Here is a 17,939-nt window from a genome sequence, read left to right as displayed (position 1 = left end):
ACAGAATCAGGGAGGAAGAACGAATGACCGACAACAACACCAGCGACATCCACGAAACCCAACAGCTGATCGTGAAGCTCGCGCATATCGCGCGCGAGATCGAATCGCGCAGCATGGATGCGCTGAATCGCATCGAAGCAAGCACTGGCGCAATGCAACAGGGCGTGCAGCGCCTGCACGGCGGTGCCGAACGCTTCACACAACAAGCGATGCAGGCCATCAGTAACGGCTCGCAGGCTGCGGTGGCGCAAGGGGCGCAGCAGGCGCTGGGGCAGTTCAATCAGCAGCTGCAGCAGTCCACCAGCCATGCCCTGTCGGCAGCCGACACGCTGCGCGAGCAGAGCCGGACGGTGAGTCGGGCGCAGCGTGCATTGGTCTGGAAGGCTCTGATCGCGCTCGCCATCGGTTCGTTGCTCGCGGCCGGCGGCAGCGCCTACGTGGCCTGGAACAGCATGCGCGAAGTCCGGCAGGCCGAGTTCGGCACGGCCATCCTGCGCGCTACGCAGTCCGGCACCTTGACGGTCTGCGGCAAGGAGCAGGTCCTGTGCGTCAAGGCGGGCGAGAAGCCGCGCCGGGCCGGTGCACGTGGAGAGTACCTCCTGGTGGAGTGAATGACGCTGGGGACTACGACTTGGCAGTCACATCCCCCGCCCCACCCAACGCCTTGGAAACAGCCACCAACCCCAGCGCCAACCGACTCGAACTGTCCGTGTAGTCCCTCTGCGCCTGCAGCCAGGTCCGCTCCGCATCCAACTGCACCAGAAAGTCGGTCAACCCATGCTCATACCGCACGCGCGCGAGTTGTAGCGCGTCGCGGCTGCTGCGTTCCCTCACCGCCAGTTGTTCGTTGCGCCGACGCTCGGCGGTGTACGCGCTCAGCGCATCGTCGATCTCGTGCCAAGCCTTGAGCACGGTCTGCTGATACGCGACCGCAGCCTCCTGTTGCTGTAGCTCGCGCAGGTTCACGGTCGCGCGGCGGCGGCCGTTGTCGAAGATGGGCAACTGGATGCTCGGGCCGATGTTCCACTGCCGGCTGCCCCAGTCGGTGAAGGTGCTGCCGTCCACCGACTGGAAGCCGAAGCCCGCGCCGATGGTGACGCGCGGGTACAGGTCGGCCACGGCGACGCCGATGTTGGCGGTGGCGGCGTGCAGTTGGGCTTGCGCCATCTGGATGTCGGGGCGGCGCAGTGCCATGTCCGATGGCACGCCGAGCGAGAGGTCGGGCAGTGCGGCCACCGCCGCGTTGTCGGGCAGCGGCGCGAGTTGTGATTGCAGCGCGCCGGGCCGTTCGCCGAGCAGCAGGGTGATCTGGTTGGTGGCCTGCGCTTCCTGCGTGAGCAGTTGCGGCAGGCGTGCGCGCAGGTCGGCGGCTTGCGCGTTCTGGCGCGCGACGTCGAGGTCGGTGGTGAGTCCGCCATCGGCGCGGGCCTTGACGAGCGACAGCGTTTCCTCCGACGCCGCAATGTCTTCGCGCGCGAGCTTGATCTGGCGCTGCACCGCGCGCAGTTCGAAGTAGCGGCGCGCGACTTCGGCCTGCACGCTGAGTTGCACTTGCGCGAGCGTGGCCTGCGATGCGGCAACGTTGGCATCGGCGGATTCGATGGAGCGGCGCACGCGGCCCCACAGGTCGATCTCCCACGAGGCATCGAAGCCGACCTGATAGAAGTTGTGCGGCTCGCTCAGGATCTGGATCAGCTCTGCCTGGTTGGGCGGGTTGATCGCATCAAGCAATCGCCGGGTCTCGCCGAACTCGCTCTGGCGCAGCCGCGTCACGCCCGCGCTGGCGTTGACCTGGATGCCCTTCTGCGATTCGACGACGCCCTGCTGCGCGCGGCTTTGCAGAAAGCGCAGCGCGGCGGTCTGCAGGTCGGAGTTGGCGGCGAGGGCGCGCTTCTGCAGCGCGTCGAGCACCGGGTCGTTGAACATGCTCCAGTCTTGCGGCGCAGCGCTCGCGGAGGGCGCTGTGCGTTGCGCCTCGGTGAGTTCGGGCGAACCGCCGTGCCATGCCGCGAAGTCGGCCGGGGCTTCGGGAGTCTGCGGCTTGAACTCGGGGCCGACGGCGCAGCCGGTGAGCATCGCGGCCGCGATGAGCGCGGCAACACCGGCGACGGCGGTGGTGTGGAAGCGTGCGGAGGTCTTCATGGCATGCCCTTTGATGAGCGGATTCAGACGAGCCGGTGGCGGAACAGCCACGCGGCGAGCGGCAGCGTGACGGCCGCGATGATGAAAAGCGGAATGAGGTTGTGCCAGACGGTGAGCAGCCCGACCCCTTCGAGATACACGCGCTGCACGAGGTCGATGGCAAAGCGCAGCGGGTTTGCGAGCGTGGCGATCTGCAGCACTTCGGGCATGTTGCTCACCGGCGTGGTGAGGCCCGACAGCAGCATCATCGGCATGATGAGCACGAAGGTGTAGAGCATCGCCTGCTGCATGTTGGCCGACACGGCCGAGATCGAGAGGCCGATGCCAACGCTCGCAATGGTGAAGGCCGAGAGCCCGATGTAGAGCGTGATGAGCGACCCGGCCATCGGCACCCTGAACCACAGCAGCGTCATCAGCAGCACGATGGTCGACTGCACCAGCCCGATGAAGACCGGCGGCAGCGCCTTGCCGATCATGATTTCGGTGGGCGACAGCGGCGTGACCAGCAACTGGTCGAAGGTGCCTTGCTCGCGTTCTCTCGCCACGGAGAGTGCGGTCAGCAGCAGGGTCTGGATCATGCTGAGCGCGGCGATCATGCCGGGCATGAAGTTCCAGCGTGTCTCCAGGTTCGGGTTGAACCATGCGCGCGATTCGATGCGCACCGGCGCCTGCAAACCGCCGTGCTTCTGCCGCCAGTCATCGTTGAAGGCATTGACGACCGAAGCGACGAAGCCTGAGGCCGATCCGGCGGTGTTGGAGTTGCGCGCATCGATGATCACTTGAATCGGCGCGTCTTCACCCGCATTGAGCTGCCGCTCGAAATCGGGGCCGATCTGGATGACGACGAGAGCGTCCCCTTGGTTGACCAGTGGCGCGATCTGGTCGGGCGATGTGAGCGTGGCCGCGCGCTTGAATACGCCGGTTCCGTCGAGCTTGGCGATGAGCGCGGTCGATGCGCCGCTGCGGCTCTGGTCGAGCAGCGCATAGTCGACGTGCGTCAGGTCGTAGGTGGCCGCGTAGCCGAAGAGCAGGCTTTGCATGAGCGCCGGCACGATGAGGATCACGCGGCTCGACGGGTCCTTGAGGATTGCGAGCAGTTCCTTGCGGCACAAGTGGGCCACGCGCCGCAGGAAGTCGATGAATGAACCGTTCATGGTTGTCCTTCAGTCCAGCTTCTTGCGCGTGACGAATCGCGCAATGCTGAGCAGCACCACCGCGTACACCAGCAAGATGAGACAGTTGCGCACGATGAGCGACCACACGTTGCCCGCAAGGAACAGGGTGCGGATCAGCTCCATGAAATACGTCGCCGGCAACACATGCCCGACGATGCGGATGACGGTCGGCACATTGCGCAGGTCGAAGAGAAAGCCCGACAGCATCAGCGAAGGCAGGAAGCTCGATATCAGCGCGACCTGGCTCGCGAGGAACTGGTTGCGAGTGACGGAAGAGATCAGCAGGCCGATGCCCACCGCGACCAGCAGGTACAGCATCGCGGCCACCACCATGACGGCGAGCGATCCGTACATCGGCACTTCGAAGAGAAAGCGCGCGGCCAGCAGGCACAGCAGCAGGCCGATCATGCCGATGCCGAAGTAGGGGATGACCTTGGCGAGCAGGATCTCCACCGGCCGCACCGGCGTGACGAAGAGCGATTCGAGCGTGCCGCGTTCCCATTCGCGCGCCATCACGAGCGCGGTGAGAAAGGCGCCGACCAGCGTCATGATGAGCACGATCAATCCCGGCACCAGATACCAGGTGCTGGTGTTCGCACTGTTGAACCACAGCCGCTGTTCAATCGTGATCGCACCGATGCCCGTGCCTTGCGGCCCACCGCCCGCGCGGTCGACGATGCGCTGCGAGTTCTGCGCGAGCGCACCCGTCGCATAGCGCAGCACGATGTTGGCTTTGTTCGCATCGGCGCCGTGCACGATCACCTGGATGCTCGCGTCGCCCGCCGCGAGCCGGCGCGAGAAGTCGGCCGGCACGCGCACGATGCCGTCGACCTTGCGCTGGTGCATCAGCGCTTCGGCGTCGCGCATCGAAGTGAGCATCACCGGCGAGATGTAGGGCGTGAGTTGAAGGCCCGCCACGGCCTGCGCGGCGGTGGGCGAGGTGTCTTCGAGCACCACCGCCATCGGCGCGTTCTTCACGTCGAGCGACAGGCCGTAGCCGAAGATCAGGATGAGGATGATCGGCAGCAGGATGCCGATCGCGATGCTGCTCGGGTCGCGGATGAGCTGCCGCGTTTCCTTGCGTGTGAGCGCAATGAGTCGTCTCCAGAAGCGGCTCTGCGTCGCCTGCTCTGATGGTGCTGGATCGGTCATGCCGTCGCTCCCTGTGCGGGTGCGCGCGTCGATTCACGCGCCTGCTTCACGATGTCGATGAAGGCTTCTTCCATGCTGAGCCGGCTGTCCGCCGCGCTGCCGGCCTGCACGCGCACCTGTTGCGGCGTGCCGATGGCGAGGAGCTTGCCCGCATCCTGGATCACGATGCGATCGCAGTACTCGGCCTCTTCCATGAAGTGCGTGGTGATGATGATGGTCACGCCAGCTTCGGCCAGCGCGGTGATGCGCCGCCAGAACTCGCGCCGCGCGAGCGGATCGGTGCCGCTCGTGGGTTCGTCAAGGAAGAGGATCTCCGGCTCGTGCAGCAGACCGGTCGCCATCGCGAGCCGCTGCTTGAAGCCGCCGGGGAGCTGGCCGCTGGTGGCCTGCTCTTGCCCGACGAGGTCGAACTGCTGGAGCACCGTCTGCATGCGGTCGCGCAGCCGGTCGCCACGCAGGCCGTAGGCACCGCCGAAGAAGTTCAGGTTCTCGGTGACGGTGAGGTTGCCGTAGAGCGCGAACTTCTGCGAGACGTAGCCGATCTTGCTGCGCGCATGAGCGCGTGCGGTGCGCAGGTTCACGCCCGCCACCTGCAGGAAGCCGCTGCTCGCAGGCAGCAGTCCGCAGAGCATGCGAAAGGTGGTGGTCTTGCCCGCACCGTTGGGGCCGAGCAGGCCGAAGATTTCGCCGCGCCGCACGTCGAAGCTGGTGCTGGCAACGGCGGTGAAGTCGCCGAACTTGCGCACAAGGTCTTTCACTTCGATGACGACGTCCTTGCCGTCGGCGGTGGGCGTCGCGACCGCGGGTTGGGCCGGTGCGGCTTCGGCCTTGGCCTGCTTTGCGCGTAGCAGCACCATGAAGCCGTCTTCGAGCCGCGCCGGGACGGCCTCGACCGGTGCACCATCCAGCAAGGCCTCGACCGAAGACGCGTCCGCATCGGGGCGGCGGATGAAGCGCACTTCGCCGCCCTGCGGCACCGCGTCGATGATCGATGCCGGTGTGTCGAGCAGCTTCGCCTGCAAGGTGCGTGGCGCGGTGCCCTTCGGAGGTGTCGCGATGAAGCAGAGATCCTTCGCGTTGTCGCGGATCTCGTTCGGCGCACCCTGCGCGATGAGCTTGCCGCCGTGCAGCACGAACACCTGCGCGCAGCGCTCCGCTTCGTCGAGATAGGCGGTGCTGACGATGACGGAGAGATGCTCTTCATCCACGAGCTGCTGCACGATCTCCCACAGCTCGCGCCGCGAGAGCGGGTCGACGCCCACAGTAGGTTCGTCGAGCAGCAGCAGCGCCGGCGAACGCACCAGCGTGCAGGCGAGCCCGAGCTTCTGCTTCATGCCGCCGGAGAGCTTGCCCGCGGGACGGTCGGTGAAGCGGCCGAGGTCGGTCATCTCCATCAGACGGGCGTAGCGATCGCGACGAACCGACTTGCTCACGCCGTGCAGGTCGGCATAGAGGTCGAGGTTCTCCTGCACGCTCAGGTCTTCATAGAGGCCGAAGCGCTGCGGCATGTAGCTGATGCGGTCCTGTACCCATTGCGGGTCTTTCGCGACATCGATGCCGAGCACGCTGAGCGAGCCTTCGTCCGCACTCATCAGCCCCGCGGTGAGCCGAAGCAGCGTGGTCTTGCCCGCGCCGTCGGGACCCACCAGCGCAGTGAGCTTTCCGGCGGGGATTTCGAGCGTCACGTCGTCAAGCGCCCGGGTGGGCTCGACGATGCCCTTGACCTGGAAGCGCTTGTGCAGGCCGCGACCTGCGAGCGCTGGTGCGGCGGTGGTCATCAGGGCTTGCTCCCGGCCGTCGCCGCGTTGCTGTTCGCACTTGCGTTTGCGTTGTTGCCGTTGAGCGCAAGCCGCACCGTCACCGGCATGCCGAGTCGCAGTCGATCTTCGGGGTCGTCGGCGAGCACGCGGATCTCATAGACGAGGCTGCTGCGAAGCTCCTCGGTCTGCACGGTCTTCGGCGTGAACTCCGCGACGGACGAGATGTAGCCGACCTTGCCCGCGAGCGGCTGGCCCGGATGACTGTCGGTGTGCAGCGTGGCCGCCATGCCGGGCTTCACGCGGCCGAGGTCGGACTCGGTCACGTAGGCGCGCACCCATTTCGGATCGGTGATCGCGAGCGTGAACACCGGCCGCTGCGGCGAAGCCATGTCGCCCGGTTCCATCAGCCGTGCGCGCACCACCGCATTGATCGGCGCGCGGAGTTGTGCCTGGTCCAGCTGATGCTTGAGCACGGCGAGCGATGCGACCGCGACGTCGAGTTGGGCCTGCGCCTGCGCGATGTCTTCCTTGCGCGGACCAGTGACGACGAGCTGCTGCGCCTTGCGTGCGCTTTCGAGTTGCGCAAGTGCGGTCTTCTGGCGGGCCTGTGCGGCATCCAGGTCCTGTTGGCTCACTGCGCGGCCGGCGGTCGTTTGCCGGATCGATTGCAGCCGTTCGAGCTGCTGTCGTGCGAGTTCGGCATCGGCCTGTGCCGCGGAGACCTGTGCGCGTGCCTGTGCAATTTCTTCAGGGCGGCTGCCGGTCTTGAGCTTCTGCAGCACCTGCTGCTGCACCGCGATCTGCGCTTCGGACTGGGCAATCTGCAATTCGAGCGTGCGCGTGTCCAGTTCGCCAAGCACCTGCCCGGCGGTGACGCGGTCGCCTTCCTGCACGTTGAGCCTGCCGATGCGTTCTGCGCCGTTGAAGGCGAGCGATACCTGTCGCAGATCGACATTGCCGTAGAGCACCAGCTCATTGGCATTCGCGGGCTGTCGGTTGAAGTACCAGACCGCGAGAGCGGCGGCCGCCACGAGAACGATGGCCCCAACGATGATCGGCTTCTTGTTCATGGTTTCTCTCTGCGCAGGGATGACGCTGCGTTGTCGATGAAGTAGACTGGATGATATCGAATTTGAATTCAAATTCAAACTAGGACTTTGTTTCCAGGGATTACCGCGATGGCAGTCACAGCAAGAAAGAAATCTCCCACGCCCGGCCGGCGGGCGCAACGCCCCGATGGTGATGCGACACGCCAGCATCTCATCGAGACGGCGGGCAAGGTCTTCGCCGAACGCGGCCTCGCCGAGGCCACGAGCAAGGAGATCTGCGAGCGCGCGGGCGTGCCGCTCGCGTCGGTCAACTATCACTTCGGCAGCCGTGACGGCCTCTATGAAGCGGTGTTGATTGCGGCACACCAGCAGTTGATCGGGCTGGAAGACCTGATGGCGATGGTCGAGCACATCGACGACCCGGAGACCAAGCTGCGCACGGTGTTGACGCACTTTGTGCGCTTCGCCACCAACGCGAATGCGTCGTGGGGCTTCCGCGTGGTGCTGCGCGAAATCATGACGCCCTCCGCGGCGATGCCCGCTTTGATCGAGAAGGCCGTGCGGCCCAAGTCGCAGTTCATGCGCGGGCTGGTGAGTGCGGTGATGGGGCTGCCGCCCGAACATCCGAGCGCTCAGCGCGGCGTCGTCTTCGCGCTACTGCCGTGCCTCGCGATCATGATCATCCCGAAGGAAATCCCGGCGAAGCTGCTGCCCGCGATCGGCAAGGACAGCGAAGGCCTCGCCGAGGAGCTCATGTGCTACGTGATGGCGGGGCTGGCCGCGATGGCGGCCGCGCAGAAGCCGGCTGCGAAGCCGTCGCGCCCGCCTGCGCGAGCAGCCAGGCGCGAAAAAGCGTGAGGGCCGGCCGCTCGTCGTCGACGGCGGGTGTCACGAGGTAGTAGCTCCGCTCGCCGCGCAGGGCGCGCTCGCAGGCAATGACGAGTTCGCCGCGCGCCAGTTCGTTCTGGATCGCGATGGTGGGCATCAGCGCCACGCCCAGGCCGTGCGCAGCGGCGATGGCGATCATCGAGAACAGCTCGTAGCGCGGCCCGCTGTGCGCGCGCGGCGCATCGACGTTCTGCGCATCGAACCACTGCCGCCAGCCGTCGGGGCGCGTGCTCTGCTGCAGGAGCGGCATGCGGGCAATCGCCGACGGCGACAGCGGCTTGCGGCCTGCAAGCAGCGCGGGGCTGCAGACCGGAATCACGTCTTCCTCGATCAGCACGGTGGACTTCGTGCCCGCCCAGTTGGCGGTCTGCGTCGCGGTGCCGGCGTAGATCGCGGCATCGAACGGCGTGTCGTTGAAGAGAAAGGGCCGCGTGCGTGTCTCGATGTGCACCGTGATGTCCGGATACCTCGCCGCGAAATCCGGCAGGCGCGGAATGAGCCAGCGTGTCGCGAAGGTCGGCACGGCCGCGAGCTGCAGCGATCCGCCCTGGCCCTGCCGCGCCATCGCGTCGAGCGTGTCGCGCTCCATGGTGTCGAGCTGGCGCGCGATCTGCCGTGAGTAGTCGGCGCCGGCCGGCGTCAGCGCCACGCCGTGCCGCGTGCGGCGGAAGAGGGCGATGCCGAGGAAGTCCTCCAGCGCGGTGATCTGGCGCGACACCGCACTCTGCGTGAGCGCGAGCTCCTGCGCGGCGCGGGTATAGCTCTCGTGCCGCGCGGCGGCCTCGAAGCAGATGAGCGACTGTGTCGAAGGGATCTTGCGGCGCATGGTATGCGGAGCCTACATAGTTGAACGGCGCGTTCATTCAATGAAACGGCGCTGGCGCATTGTCCTATGACGTTCGCAAAACGCATAACTGGGTGTTGAATCATCGTTTGCGCTCCCCCTGCGGCGCGCTTACGATGACGGCCGACCCAAGCACTTTCGCTTCCCGCACTTTTCCCCCCGGAGACCTCACATGGCCATCAAGAACGCCCGCTTTCAATGGGACGACGCCCTCCTGCTCGATCAACAGCTCACCGACGAAGAGCGCATGGTGCGCGACGCAGCCAATGCCTACTGCCAGGAGCGCCTCGCACCGCGCGTGATCGAGGGTTTCCGCAAGGGTGAAACCGACCCGGCCGTCTTCCGCGAGATGGGCGCCCTCGGCCTGCTGGGCCCGACGATCCCCGAGCAATACGGCGGCCCCGGCCTCAACTACGTCTGCTACGGGCTGATCGCCCGCGAAGTCGAGCGCGTCGATTCGGGCTTCCGCTCGATGGCCAGCGTGCAGAGCTCGCTGGTGATGGTGCCGATCAACGAATTCGGCACCGAAGCGCAAAAGCAGAAGTACCTTCCCAAGCTCGCCACCGGCGAATTCATCGGCTGCTTCGGCCTGACCGAACCCGACCACGGCTCCGACCCCGGCAGCATGGTCACCCGCGCCAAGAAGGTGCCGGGCGGCTATTCGCTCAGCGGCGCCAAGATGTGGATCAGCAACAGCCCGATCGCCGACGTGTTCGTGGTGTGGGCCAAGGAAGTCTCCGAGTCCGGCACTGTCGGCCCGATCCGCGGCTTCGTGCTCGAAAAGGGCATGAAGGGCCTGAGCGCTCCAGCGATCCACGGCAAGGTCGGTCTGCGCGCTTCGATCACCGGCGAAATCGTCATGGACAACGTGTTCTGCCCCGAAGAGAACGCCTTCCCCGAAGTGCAGGGCCTCAAGGGTCCGTTCACCTGCCTCAACAGCGCGCGCTACGGCATCTCTTGGGGTGCGCTCGGTGCGGCTGAAGACTGCTGGCACCGTGCCCGCACCTACACGATGGAGCGCAAGCAGTTCGGCCGTCCGCTCGCAGCCAACCAGCTCATCCAGAAGAAGCTTGCCGACATGCAGACCGAAATCACGCTGGGCCTGCAAGGCTGCCTGCGCCTCGGCCGCATGAAGGACGAAGGCACCGCATCGGTCGAAGTCACCTCGCTGCTCAAGCGCAATTCGTGCGGCAAGGCGCTCGACATCGCGCGCCTCGCCCGCGACATGATGGGTGGCAACGGCATCAGCGACGAATTCGGCGTGGCGCGTCACCTGGTCAACCTCGAAGTGGTCAACACCTACGAAGGCACGCACGATATCCATGCGCTCATCCTGGGTCGCGCGCAGACCGGCATCGCGGCCTTCGCCAACTGATGACAGCGCCCACCGCCACGCAAGGTGCCCTCGCGGGCATCAAGGTCCTCGACCTGTCCCGCGTGCTCGCGGGGCCGTGGTGCACCCAGATCCTCGCGGACCTGGGTGCGGATGTCGTCAAGATCGAGCGCCCCGGCGTGGGCGACGACACGCGCACCTGGGGTCCGCCCTTCCTGAAGGATGCCGAGGGCAACGACACGAACCAGGCGACCTACTTCACCGCCTGCAACCGCAACAAGCGCTCGGTCACCATCGACATGGCGACGCCTGACGGACAGGCGCTGCTCAGGCAGATGGCCGCTCAGAGCGACATCGTGGTGGAGAACTTCAAGACGGGCGGACTCAAGCAGTACGGCCTCGACCACGAGAGCCTGCGCGCCGTCAACCCGCGCCTCATCTACTGCAGCGTGACCGGCTTCGGCCATGACGGTCCGCATGCGAACCGCGCCGGCTACGACCTGATGATCCAGGCCACCAGCGGGATGATGAGCATCACTGGCCGTCCCGACGATGTGCCCGGTGGCGGCCCGCTGCGCGTGGGCGTTGCGCTGACCGATCTCTTCACCGGCGTGTACGCGAGCACCGCGATTCTTGCTGCCCTCGAAGTGCGTCACCGCACCGGCGAAGGCCAGCACATCGACATGGCGCTGCTCGACGTCGGCATGGCGATCCTCGCGAACCAGGCGAGCGCGTTCCTCAACACCGGCATCCCGCCGCAGCGGCAGGGCAATACGCACCCGAGCCTTGCGCCCTATCAGGACTTCCACACCAAGGACGGCTCGATGCTGCTGGCGATCGGCAACAACGGCCAGTTCGCGCGCTTCTGCGAAGCGGCGGGGCATGCCGATTGGGCCGCCGATCCGCGCTTCGCGACCAACACGCTGCGCGTGCGCCATCGCGAGGTGCTGATCCCGCAGATGGAAGAGGTCACGCGCACCCGCACCACGGCCGAGTGGATCGCGCTGCTCGAAGACAAGGCCGTGCCCTGCGGCCCGATCAACGACATAGGGCAGGCCTTCCAGGACGAGCAGGTCAAGGCGCGCGGCCTTGCAGTGACGCTGCCGCGCGATGCGGGCGACGGCATCGAGAGCATCGCGGGCGTGGCAAGTCCGTTGCGGCTCCAGTCCACGCCGCCCGTGCTGCGCTACGCGCCGCCGGCGCTCGGGCAGCACACGGACGAGGTGCTGGCCGAACTGGGCATCGACGAACAACGCCGCGCAGCATTGCGCGACGCAGGCGTGGTGTGACCGGCGCGGGCACGGCCGGCGCGCAGCGCACGTCGCGCGCCGCCGCCGCGCCTGCACCCGACACGCTCACACCGGCGGACCGCTACGAAGAGCTCTTCACCGCAGTCCAGACGAATCACGTCTTCACTGACAGCAAGAGCTTCGTCGACTGCGCACCGCGCGGCGAGCCCGCAGACATCCTCGCGGCGTATCGCGCCCAGTCGACGCAACCCGCATTCGACCTCGGCGCCTTCGTGCGCCATCATTTCGACGTGATCGAGCAGCCGCATTCCGACTACGTATCGGTGCCCGGCCAGCCGATCGCCGCGCACATCGACGATCTGTGGAGAGTGCTCACGCGACATCCTGCTGCGCATCCGCCACGTTCGTCGCTGCTGCAACTGCCGCACGCCTACCTCGTGCCGGGCGGACGCTTTCGCGAGATCTACTACTGGGACTCGTACTTCACCATGCTCGGCCTGACTGCGGAACGTCACGCGCCGCTGATCCGTGACATGGTGGAGAACTTCGCCTACCTCATCGACACCTACGGCCATGTGCCGAACGGCAATCGCAGCTACTACCTGAGCCGGTCCCAGCCGCCGGTGTTCGCGCTGATGGTCGAGCTGGCGCAGCTGCGCGGCGTCATCGAAGAAGCCGATTGCCTGCCGCAGCTTCGCAAGGAACATGCGTTCTGGATGGCCGGCGCCGAGGGTCTCGTCGACGGGCAGGCCGTCCGCCGCGTGGTGCGGCTGCCGGGCGGCGCGCTGCTCAACCGCTACTGGGACGAACGCGACACGCCGCGCGAGGAATCGTGGATCGAGGACGTGACGACTGCGCAGTCGTGCGGGCGCGATCCCGCAGAGGTCTACCGCCACATCCGTGCCGCTTGCGAATCGGGCTGGGACTTCAGCACGCGGTGGCTGCGCGCGCCGGAGCCATGTGCCGAGGAGCGCAGCAGGACCCACGTGCGCGCCGGCACCGCTCCATCGCTGGCGAGCATCTGCACCACGGACATCCTCCCGGTGGATCTCAACGCCTTCCTCTTCAAGCTCGAAACGAAGATCGCCGCGCTGGCGAAGCAATCGGGTGACACGGCAACTGCCGCAGCCTTTGCCGAAATGGCCGAAGCGCGCAAGGCGGCCATGACGGCGCTCTTCTGGGATGACGCCCAGGGCGCTTACTTCGACTACGACTGGCGACTCGACCAACGGCGCGATTGCCTCACGGCGGCCTGCGTGACGCCGCTGTTCGTCGGTGCCGCGGAGCCGGCGCATGCGCAGGCGCTCGCGGCAACCGTCGTCAACCGGCTGCTTGCACCCGGCGGTCTTTCAACCACCGAATGCGCGAGCGACCAGCAGTGGGACCGACCCAACGGTTGGGCCGCGCTTCAATGGATGGCAGTGCGTGGATTCGCCGACCACGGGTGCCACGACCTTTCGCGGACCATTTCGCACCGCTGGCTTGCGACGGTGGCCGCGCTCTACGAGCGCGAAGGCAAGCTGGTCGAAAAGTACGCGCTGCGCCGCGTCGAGCAGGACGACACCCGAGGCGGCCATGGCGGCGAATACCCGTTGCAGGATGGCTTCGGCTGGACCAACGGTGTTACCGCGGCATTGCTGGCGGAACAGCCGCAGCACACCGCGCACGGCTGTACGGCACATTCGACAGCGCCGCAGCATCGCTGAGCAGCGCCGGGATCTCGCTGCGGCCTACACCGAGGTCACGCAGGTCGCGCTCGCTCATTGCGCGCAGCAGACGGTGATCCTGCCGCACGCGGCGCGCGTTGCGGATCATCTCCAGAACGGCTGCGAAGAATGCGGGCTTGGGCGTTTGCATGAGAGGCTCCTTGGATGGAGCACGATCTTGCAAGCCGGCGTGATATTGTGGAAGTTGAGAATTCTGTGAACTCCAATCAGCTTTCCTGATGCGTCATCTCAACCTCGACCAGCTTCGCACGCTGGTGTCTATCGTCGACCTCGGCACCTTTTCCGCAGCGGCCAACGCGCTGCATCTGGCGCAGCCCACGGTGAGCCTGCACATCAGCGAACTCGAATCGCGCCTCGATGCGCGCCTGCTGGTGCGCGGTGCGCGCCGCATCACGCCAACGGCCGCCGGCGCTGCGTTGGTCGACCGTGCGCGGAAGCTGCTGCGCGATGCCGATGACGCCATCGACGTGGTTCGCCGTCAGGCCGAAGGACGGCTCGGCCGCGTCCGGCTGGGCACCTCGACCGGCGTGGTGGTCGAGCTCCTGCCGCAGGTACTCGAAGCGCTCGAGCAGGAGCACCCGGGCATCGATGTCGAAGTGAGCATCCTCGGTTCGTCCGAGACCATGTCGCGTCTTGCGATGGGCACGCTGGACGTGGGCCTCGTCGCGGTCCCGCAGCCGCCGATGCGCGACCTGGTGGTCACGCGATGGCGCAGCCAGCCAATGATGGCTTTCGTCCCGAAGAAATGGGATGCGCCCAAACGCATCACGCCGCGCTGGCTGGCGGGTCGGCCGCTGATCTTCAACGACGCGACCACGCACATGTACCGACTGACCATGGAATGGTTCGCGGCGGCCGGCGAATCGCCTCGCCCGCGCATCGAACTCAACTTCGATGCCGCGATGCGCAGCCTGGTCGCGGCGGGGTACGGCGCGGCAGTGCTGCCGGTGCATCAGCCGGTTGGCCCGGAGTTCAACGAGCGGTTGCAGGTGTTGCCGCTGAGCCCGAAGCTCACGCGTCACCTCGGTATTGCGCACCGGCCGAAACCGGCACTCGATGGCGCGACCGCGACGGTGCTGAAGGTCCTTTCGGCCTTCGCGCAGCGCTAGTTGCGCTTCAGGCCTTTCGCACGTCGATGCTGTAGATGCCCCAGGGGCAGAGCGCGAAGCGCTCCTTGAGCGGCTTGTCTTTGAACGCGGCGAGCGTGTCGGCCTCGTACACCGCCCACTGCGGGCCGAGCCCGCCGAGTGAGAGCGGTGCGCCGTCGATCTCGGTCGCGACGATCATGCGGTAGCTGCGCGCATCGGCGAGGTTCAGCGGCACCACGTAGCCGTCGACTGCGCGCAGGAAGAGCTGGGTCTCCTTGCCGCCCGTCACGCCCGCTTCCTCGAGCACCGTGCTCAGCAGAGGGCCGACGAGCGTGTGCTTCTTCGCGTCGTATTCGAGCGTCGGGCGGATCTGCACCGTTGGCAGGCGGTGAAGCCCTTCGGAGTCGAACACATAGGCCTTCTCGAACTGGATGCCGTGTTTGACGAACATCTGGTCGAGTGCCGGATCGACCGCGCCGCGATTGGACTTGCCGACCGCACCGCTGATGGTGAGCAGGCCGGGTCCTTTCAACGCCGAAGGCGCGGCGATTGCAGAAGCGGAGGTGACGGCAGGGAGCAGGCCGGCCATTGCCGCCTTGCCGAGGAAGTCGCGTTTGTTCATCGCGGCATTGTGGCGCTGCGCATCAGATTGCGCGACCCATCACCGCAAGCGCGAACACGATCACGCCGAGCACCAGGTTGAGCTCCACCAGCTTACGGATCGTGTTGAGGTTCGACGCCGCCACCGGCCAGGTGCGCGCGGCCACCGCATTTCGCAGTCGCGGAAACGGCGCGAAGCGGATGTGCAGGTAGATCGCCATCATCACGAGCCCGAGCGCGAGCATCGCGTGCACATTCCATCGCACGTTCGCGAATCCCCCTGCGAGCCAGACCATGCCGAGGCCGGTCGCGAGCAGCAGCGCGATCGCGGTCGATACGCCGACGAAGAAGCGCTCCAGAGTCGCCGCGAGAAACGGCAGCCGCTGCGGCGGTTCGAGCGTGGCAACCGCCGACGGCCGCACCGCGAAGTGCATCAGCGCCATGCCGCCGACCCAGTAGGCGGCGGAGAGGATGTGGAGAAAGAGGAGGGCGGCGTAGATCGAAGGCATGGCCGAGCGTAGACCGCCGCCCCGCGCGCGGTCAATCGACCTTGATGCCTGCTGCCTTCGCCACCTGCTGCGCTTTCGCCGTCTCATCGGCAAGGAACTTGTCGAACTGCGCCGAAGGCATCGTGAACGGCTCCGCGCCGAGCTTGTCGAGACGCTCCTTCAGATCCGGCGATGCCATGATCTTGCTCACTTCCGCCTGCACCCGATCGACGATCGGCCGCGGCGTTTTCGCGGGCGCGAATAGACCGACCCAGAACAGGTACTCGGAGCCAGGAACGCCGGCTTCGACCGTGGTCGGGATGTCCGGCAGCACCGCGGAGCGCTTGCCCGTGCCAACCGCGAGCGCCTTGAGCCGTCCATCCTTGATCAGCGGCAGCGCCGAGACCATCGGCGCAAAGAACCAGTCGACGCGGCCGCCCATCACTTCGGTCATCGCCTCGGGGGTGCCGCGGAAGGGCACATGCTGCGCCTGGAGTCCTGCGGCGAGCCGGAAGACCTCCGCATTCATGTGCGTGGCCGAGCCGTTGCCGGCCGATGCGTAGTTGAAACCACCCGGCTTGGCCTTGACCTGGGCAACGAGGTCCTTCTCGTCGGCGAAGCGGCCGGGCGGCGTCACCAGCACATTCGGCAGGCTTGCGAGTGGCGTGATGCCGGCGAAGTCCTTGAGCGTGTCGTAGGAGAGGTTCGGATAGATCGCCGGGTTGACCAGGTGCCCTGCCGAATGAATCAGCAGCGTGTAGCCATCCGCCGGCGCCTTCGCGACCTGCGTCGCGCCGAGCGTGCCGCCCGCGCCTGGCTTGTTGTCGACGATCACGCTGGTGCCGAGCGCGGGGCCGAGCTTCTCGGCGACGAGCCGCGCCACGATGTCGGTGCCGCTGCCCGCGGTGAAGGGCACGATCAGTTTGATGGTCTGCCCGCGAGGCCAGTCACCCTGCGCATGCGCGCCGCCGAAGGCGAGGAGGGCGAGCGAGGCCGCGATCAGGCTGCGCCGGCCGGGGATGAATGTCGTCATGTCTTGTCTCCGTTGGAATCGTTGTAGGTCCGGCTCAGGCCGGTGGGGCGTTCGCCATCACCAGCGCGACCAGCGCGGGCCGGTTGGTGCGGTTGACCAGCTGCCGTTTCTCACCAGGCGCGAAGCGGCAACTGTCGTAGGGGCCGAGCTCCTGCTCGTCGCGTTGCCCTTCGAGTTCGCCGACGACCGTCAGGCGCCCTTCGAGCACGAGGTAGAGCTTTTCGATCGGCGAGCCGTCGAGCGTGGTGTGGCCGCCGGGCAGGAGCTGGCTCATGCCCATCCACATTTGCGTCGACGGGCCGGCCTCCTTGCCCTGCAGGCGCAGGCATCGCATGTCGAAGTGGTTGGGCGCCTCGTAGGTGGGCGCTTCGTCGAACCGGGTCACGTGCATGGCTTGTCTCCTCCGTGTGTTCTCAGGGGCGCAGCACGACGCGGTCGGTGCTGCCCGAGAGCACCAGCCGGTAGGCGTCGATCGCCTCGTCGAGCGCGTAGGCGCGCGCCACCGGGAAGGGCTTGAGCGTGCCGCGCTCGAAGCCCTCGCGCATCGCGTCGAGCTGCGCGGTGGATGCAATGCAGTCCATCGCCAGCGAGTCAATGCCCACGTAGGTGTGCATGCCGCGGTAGAACGCGAAGATGTCGAAGGGCACAGCGCGGTCGTGCGTGGAGATGAAGATCTGCGTCGCGCCCTTGGCCATCGACTTGTTCGCGGCATCGAAGTAGGCGCTGCCGACGGTGTTGTAGGCAATGTCCACGCCGCGGCCGTTGGTGAGCTCGCGAACGCGCGCGGCGACCTCGCCATGGCGCGCATCGATCACGTCGACCGGCGCGCACGCGAAGCCCTCGAACGGCCCTGCGCGCCGCTGCACCGCGATGACGCGCGCGCCACCCTGTGCAGCGAGCTGCACGGCCGCCTGGCCGACCTTGCCGTTCGCACCGAGCACCAGCACGGTCTGTCCTTCGCGCGGCATACCGCTGCGGCGGAAGCCTTCGTAGGCGGTCACGAAAGGCACGCCGACCGCACCGGCTTCATCCATCGAGATGCCGCGCGGCTTGTCGCGCAGTGCTCCCACGGGCAGCACGATGAATCGCGCATGCGAGCCGTCGCGCGTGATGCCCACGTCGCCGCCCGAACCGTAGACCTCGCGGCCGACCCACTCGCTGGGCCCATCGACCACGACGCCCGCGAAGTCGCGGCCCGGTGTGCGAGGCCACACGGCCTGCGGCATGATGCCCAGCGTCGCCTTCACGTCGCTGGGGTTCACTGCAGCGGCGCAGACCCTGACGACCGCAAAGCCGGGCTTGGCAGCCGGTTGCGGTTGCGGCGCAGCTTCGAGCCGCAGTTCGTCGAGATGGGCTGCCTTCTGGCTCACGCGCAGCGCAAGTGCCCGGTCGTTCTCTGCCATCACTGCG

At 66.7% G+C, this 17,939-nt stretch carries 18 protein-coding genes; 6 read left to right on the top strand and 12 right to left on the bottom strand.

Translation table 11 applies throughout. The features are described from left to right. Positions 1–23: 23 nt before the first annotated feature. Positions 24–611 carry a hypothetical protein gene (locus tag FHW64_RS23325; protein ID WP_184530613.1) on the top strand — a complete coding sequence of 196 codons (588 nt, stop codon included), beginning with the start codon at positions 24–26 and terminating at the stop codon, positions 609–611. Between the two features lie 13 nt (positions 612–624). Here FHW64_RS23325 and FHW64_RS23320 read toward each other — a convergent pair whose 3' ends face one another. Genes FHW64_RS23320 through FHW64_RS23300 form a run of 5 tightly spaced genes read right to left on the bottom strand, consistent with a single transcriptional unit; the run spans position 625 to position 7,299 of the window. Beyond that, on the bottom strand, positions 625–2,142 hold the full coding sequence (locus tag FHW64_RS23320; protein ID WP_184530612.1) for an efflux transporter outer membrane subunit: 1,518 nt from the start codon (positions 2,140–2,142) through the stop codon (positions 625–627). A 23-nt stretch (positions 2,143–2,165) separates the two neighbouring features. After that, complete coding sequence (locus tag FHW64_RS23315; protein ID WP_184530611.1) at positions 2,166–3,296, bottom strand: ABC transporter permease; 1,131 nt, start codon at positions 3,294–3,296, stop codon at positions 2,166–2,168. Positions 3,297–3,305: 9 nt separating this feature from the next. Further along, entirely contained in the window at positions 3,306–4,469 is a 1,164-nt protein-coding gene (locus FHW64_RS23310) for an ABC transporter permease (RefSeq protein WP_184530610.1), read from the bottom strand. Further along, the gene (locus FHW64_RS23305; RefSeq protein WP_184530609.1) at positions 4,466–6,247 is read right to left on the bottom strand and encodes an ATP-binding cassette domain-containing protein; all 1,782 of its coding nucleotides are present in this window, start codon (positions 6,245–6,247) and stop codon (positions 4,466–4,468) included. Before FHW64_RS23305 ends, FHW64_RS23310 begins: the two co-directional genes overlap by 4 nt. Further along, entirely contained in the window at positions 6,247–7,299 is a 1,053-nt protein-coding gene (locus tag FHW64_RS23300) for an HlyD family efflux transporter periplasmic adaptor subunit (RefSeq protein WP_184530608.1), read from the bottom strand. Before FHW64_RS23300 ends, FHW64_RS23305 begins: the two co-directional genes overlap by 1 nt. Before the next feature lie 108 nt (positions 7,300–7,407). On the opposite strand from FHW64_RS23300, the gene FHW64_RS23295 reads away from it, so the two are divergent. Next, complete coding sequence (locus tag FHW64_RS23295) at positions 7,408–8,136, top strand: TetR/AcrR family transcriptional regulator (RefSeq protein WP_184530607.1); 729 nt, start codon at positions 7,408–7,410, stop codon at positions 8,134–8,136. Here the strand turns inward: FHW64_RS23295 and FHW64_RS23290 are convergent. Next, a complete protein-coding gene (locus FHW64_RS23290; RefSeq protein ID WP_184530606.1) occupies positions 8,030–8,992 on the bottom strand; it encodes a LysR substrate-binding domain-containing protein in 963 nt (320 codons plus the stop codon). The genes FHW64_RS23295 and FHW64_RS23290 overlap by 107 nt on opposite strands. Positions 8,993–9,182: 190 nt before the next feature. Here FHW64_RS23290 and FHW64_RS23285 point away from each other — a divergent pair, with 190 nt between their 5' ends. Genes FHW64_RS23285 through treF form a run of 3 tightly spaced genes read left to right on the top strand, consistent with a single transcriptional unit; the run spans position 9,183 to position 13,299 of the window. Next, positions 9,183–10,385, top strand: a complete 1,203-nt coding sequence (locus FHW64_RS23285; protein ID WP_184530605.1) for an acyl-CoA dehydrogenase — start codon at positions 9,183–9,185, stop codon at positions 10,383–10,385. Further along, positions 10,385–11,632: a CaiB/BaiF CoA-transferase family protein gene (locus FHW64_RS34500; protein WP_184530604.1), complete on the top strand. Its 1,248-nt coding sequence runs from the start codon at positions 10,385–10,387 to the stop codon at positions 11,630–11,632. Before FHW64_RS23285 ends, FHW64_RS34500 begins: the two co-directional genes overlap by 1 nt. Next, the gene (treF, locus tag FHW64_RS23275; RefSeq protein WP_184530603.1) at positions 11,629–13,299 is read left to right on the top strand and encodes an alpha,alpha-trehalase TreF; all 1,671 of its coding nucleotides are present in this window, start codon (positions 11,629–11,631) and stop codon (positions 13,297–13,299) included. Before FHW64_RS34500 ends, treF begins: the two co-directional genes overlap by 4 nt. On the opposite strand, the gene FHW64_RS23270 is transcribed toward treF, so the two are convergent. Next, complete coding sequence (locus FHW64_RS23270) at positions 13,217–13,450, bottom strand: DUF1127 domain-containing protein (RefSeq protein ID WP_184530602.1); 234 nt, start codon at positions 13,448–13,450, stop codon at positions 13,217–13,219. The genes treF and FHW64_RS23270 overlap by 83 nt on opposite strands. Positions 13,451–13,538: 88 nt before the next feature. Between FHW64_RS23270 and FHW64_RS23265 the strand changes: the two genes are divergently transcribed. Beyond that, positions 13,539–14,429 (top strand): LysR family transcriptional regulator, encoded by an 891-nt coding sequence (locus FHW64_RS23265; RefSeq protein ID WP_184530601.1) that lies wholly within the window; start codon positions 13,539–13,541, stop codon positions 14,427–14,429. Between the two features lie 7 nt (positions 14,430–14,436). Here FHW64_RS23265 and FHW64_RS23260 read toward each other — a convergent pair whose 3' ends face one another. From FHW64_RS23260 to FHW64_RS23240, 5 genes are read right to left on the bottom strand one after another with little or no spacing between them, the layout of a single operon-like run. After that, the gene (locus FHW64_RS23260) at positions 14,437–15,030 is read right to left on the bottom strand and encodes a molybdopterin-dependent oxidoreductase (RefSeq protein ID WP_184530600.1); all 594 of its coding nucleotides are present in this window, start codon (positions 15,028–15,030) and stop codon (positions 14,437–14,439) included. Between the two features lie 22 nt (positions 15,031–15,052). After that, positions 15,053–15,517 (bottom strand): CopD family protein, encoded by a 465-nt coding sequence (locus FHW64_RS23255; protein ID WP_184530599.1) that lies wholly within the window; start codon positions 15,515–15,517, stop codon positions 15,053–15,055. A gap of 31 nt (positions 15,518–15,548) precedes the next feature. After that, on the bottom strand, positions 15,549–16,529 hold the full coding sequence (locus FHW64_RS23250; protein ID WP_184530598.1) for a tripartite tricarboxylate transporter substrate binding protein: 981 nt from the start codon (positions 16,527–16,529) through the stop codon (positions 15,549–15,551). 34 nt (positions 16,530–16,563) lie between these two features. Beyond that, positions 16,564–16,920: a cupin domain-containing protein gene (locus FHW64_RS23245; RefSeq protein ID WP_184530597.1), complete on the bottom strand. Its 357-nt coding sequence runs from the start codon at positions 16,918–16,920 to the stop codon at positions 16,564–16,566. A gap of 22 nt (positions 16,921–16,942) precedes the next feature. Beyond that, positions 16,943–17,932: a zinc-binding alcohol dehydrogenase family protein gene (locus FHW64_RS23240; protein WP_184530596.1), complete on the bottom strand. Its 990-nt coding sequence runs from the start codon at positions 17,930–17,932 to the stop codon at positions 16,943–16,945. Between the last annotated feature and the right edge of the window lie 7 nt (positions 17,933–17,939).

Source organism: Variovorax sp. Sphag1AA, assembly GCF_014192575.1.
Classification (GTDB): Bacteria; Pseudomonadota; Gammaproteobacteria; order Burkholderiales; family Burkholderiaceae_C; genus Variovorax.
Note: the sequence above shows the minus strand (reverse complement) of the source record. Positions and strands in the feature narration are given on the sequence as shown.

What these genes read in the sequence shown, in the direction of transcription:
- FHW64_RS23285 (WP_184530605.1), top strand. Translation starts at nt 9,183, where the DNA reads ATGGCCATCAAGAACGCCCGCTTTCAATGGGACGACGCCCTCCTGCTC.
- FHW64_RS23290 (WP_184530606.1), bottom strand. Translation starts at nt 8,992, where the DNA reads ATGCGCCGCAAGATCCCTTCGACACAGTCGCTCATCTGCTTCGAGGCC.
- FHW64_RS23255 (WP_184530599.1), bottom strand. Translation starts at nt 15,517, where the DNA reads ATGCCTTCGATCTACGCCGCCCTCCTCTTTCTCCACATCCTCTCCGCC.
- FHW64_RS23295 (WP_184530607.1), top strand. Translation starts at nt 7,408, where the DNA reads ATGGCAGTCACAGCAAGAAAGAAATCTCCCACGCCCGGCCGGCGGGCG.
- FHW64_RS23310 (WP_184530610.1), bottom strand. Translation starts at nt 4,469, where the DNA reads ATGACCGATCCAGCACCATCAGAGCAGGCGACGCAGAGCCGCTTCTGG.
- FHW64_RS23325 (WP_184530613.1), top strand. Translation starts at nt 24, where the DNA reads ATGACCGACAACAACACCAGCGACATCCACGAAACCCAACAGCTGATC.
- FHW64_RS34500 (WP_184530604.1), top strand. Translation starts at nt 10,385, where the DNA reads ATGACAGCGCCCACCGCCACGCAAGGTGCCCTCGCGGGCATCAAGGTC.
- FHW64_RS23320 (WP_184530612.1), bottom strand. Translation starts at nt 2,142, where the DNA reads ATGAAGACCTCCGCACGCTTCCACACCACCGCCGTCGCCGGTGTTGCC.
- FHW64_RS23300 (WP_184530608.1), bottom strand. Translation starts at nt 7,299, where the DNA reads ATGAACAAGAAGCCGATCATCGTTGGGGCCATCGTTCTCGTGGCGGCC.
- FHW64_RS23250 (WP_184530598.1), bottom strand. Translation starts at nt 16,529, where the DNA reads ATGACGACATTCATCCCCGGCCGGCGCAGCCTGATCGCGGCCTCGCTC.
- FHW64_RS23265 (WP_184530601.1), top strand. Translation starts at nt 13,539, where the DNA reads ATGCGTCATCTCAACCTCGACCAGCTTCGCACGCTGGTGTCTATCGTC.
- FHW64_RS23245 (WP_184530597.1), bottom strand. Translation starts at nt 16,920, where the DNA reads ATGCACGTGACCCGGTTCGACGAAGCGCCCACCTACGAGGCGCCCAAC.
- FHW64_RS23240 (WP_184530596.1), bottom strand. Translation starts at nt 17,932, where the DNA reads ATGGCAGAGAACGACCGGGCACTTGCGCTGCGCGTGAGCCAGAAGGCA.
- FHW64_RS23305 (WP_184530609.1), bottom strand. Translation starts at nt 6,247, where the DNA reads ATGACCACCGCCGCACCAGCGCTCGCAGGTCGCGGCCTGCACAAGCGC.
- FHW64_RS23260 (WP_184530600.1), bottom strand. Translation starts at nt 15,030, where the DNA reads ATGAACAAACGCGACTTCCTCGGCAAGGCGGCAATGGCCGGCCTGCTC.
- FHW64_RS23315 (WP_184530611.1), bottom strand. Translation starts at nt 3,296, where the DNA reads ATGAACGGTTCATTCATCGACTTCCTGCGGCGCGTGGCCCACTTGTGC.
- FHW64_RS23270 (WP_184530602.1), bottom strand. Translation starts at nt 13,450, where the DNA reads ATGCAAACGCCCAAGCCCGCATTCTTCGCAGCCGTTCTGGAGATGATC.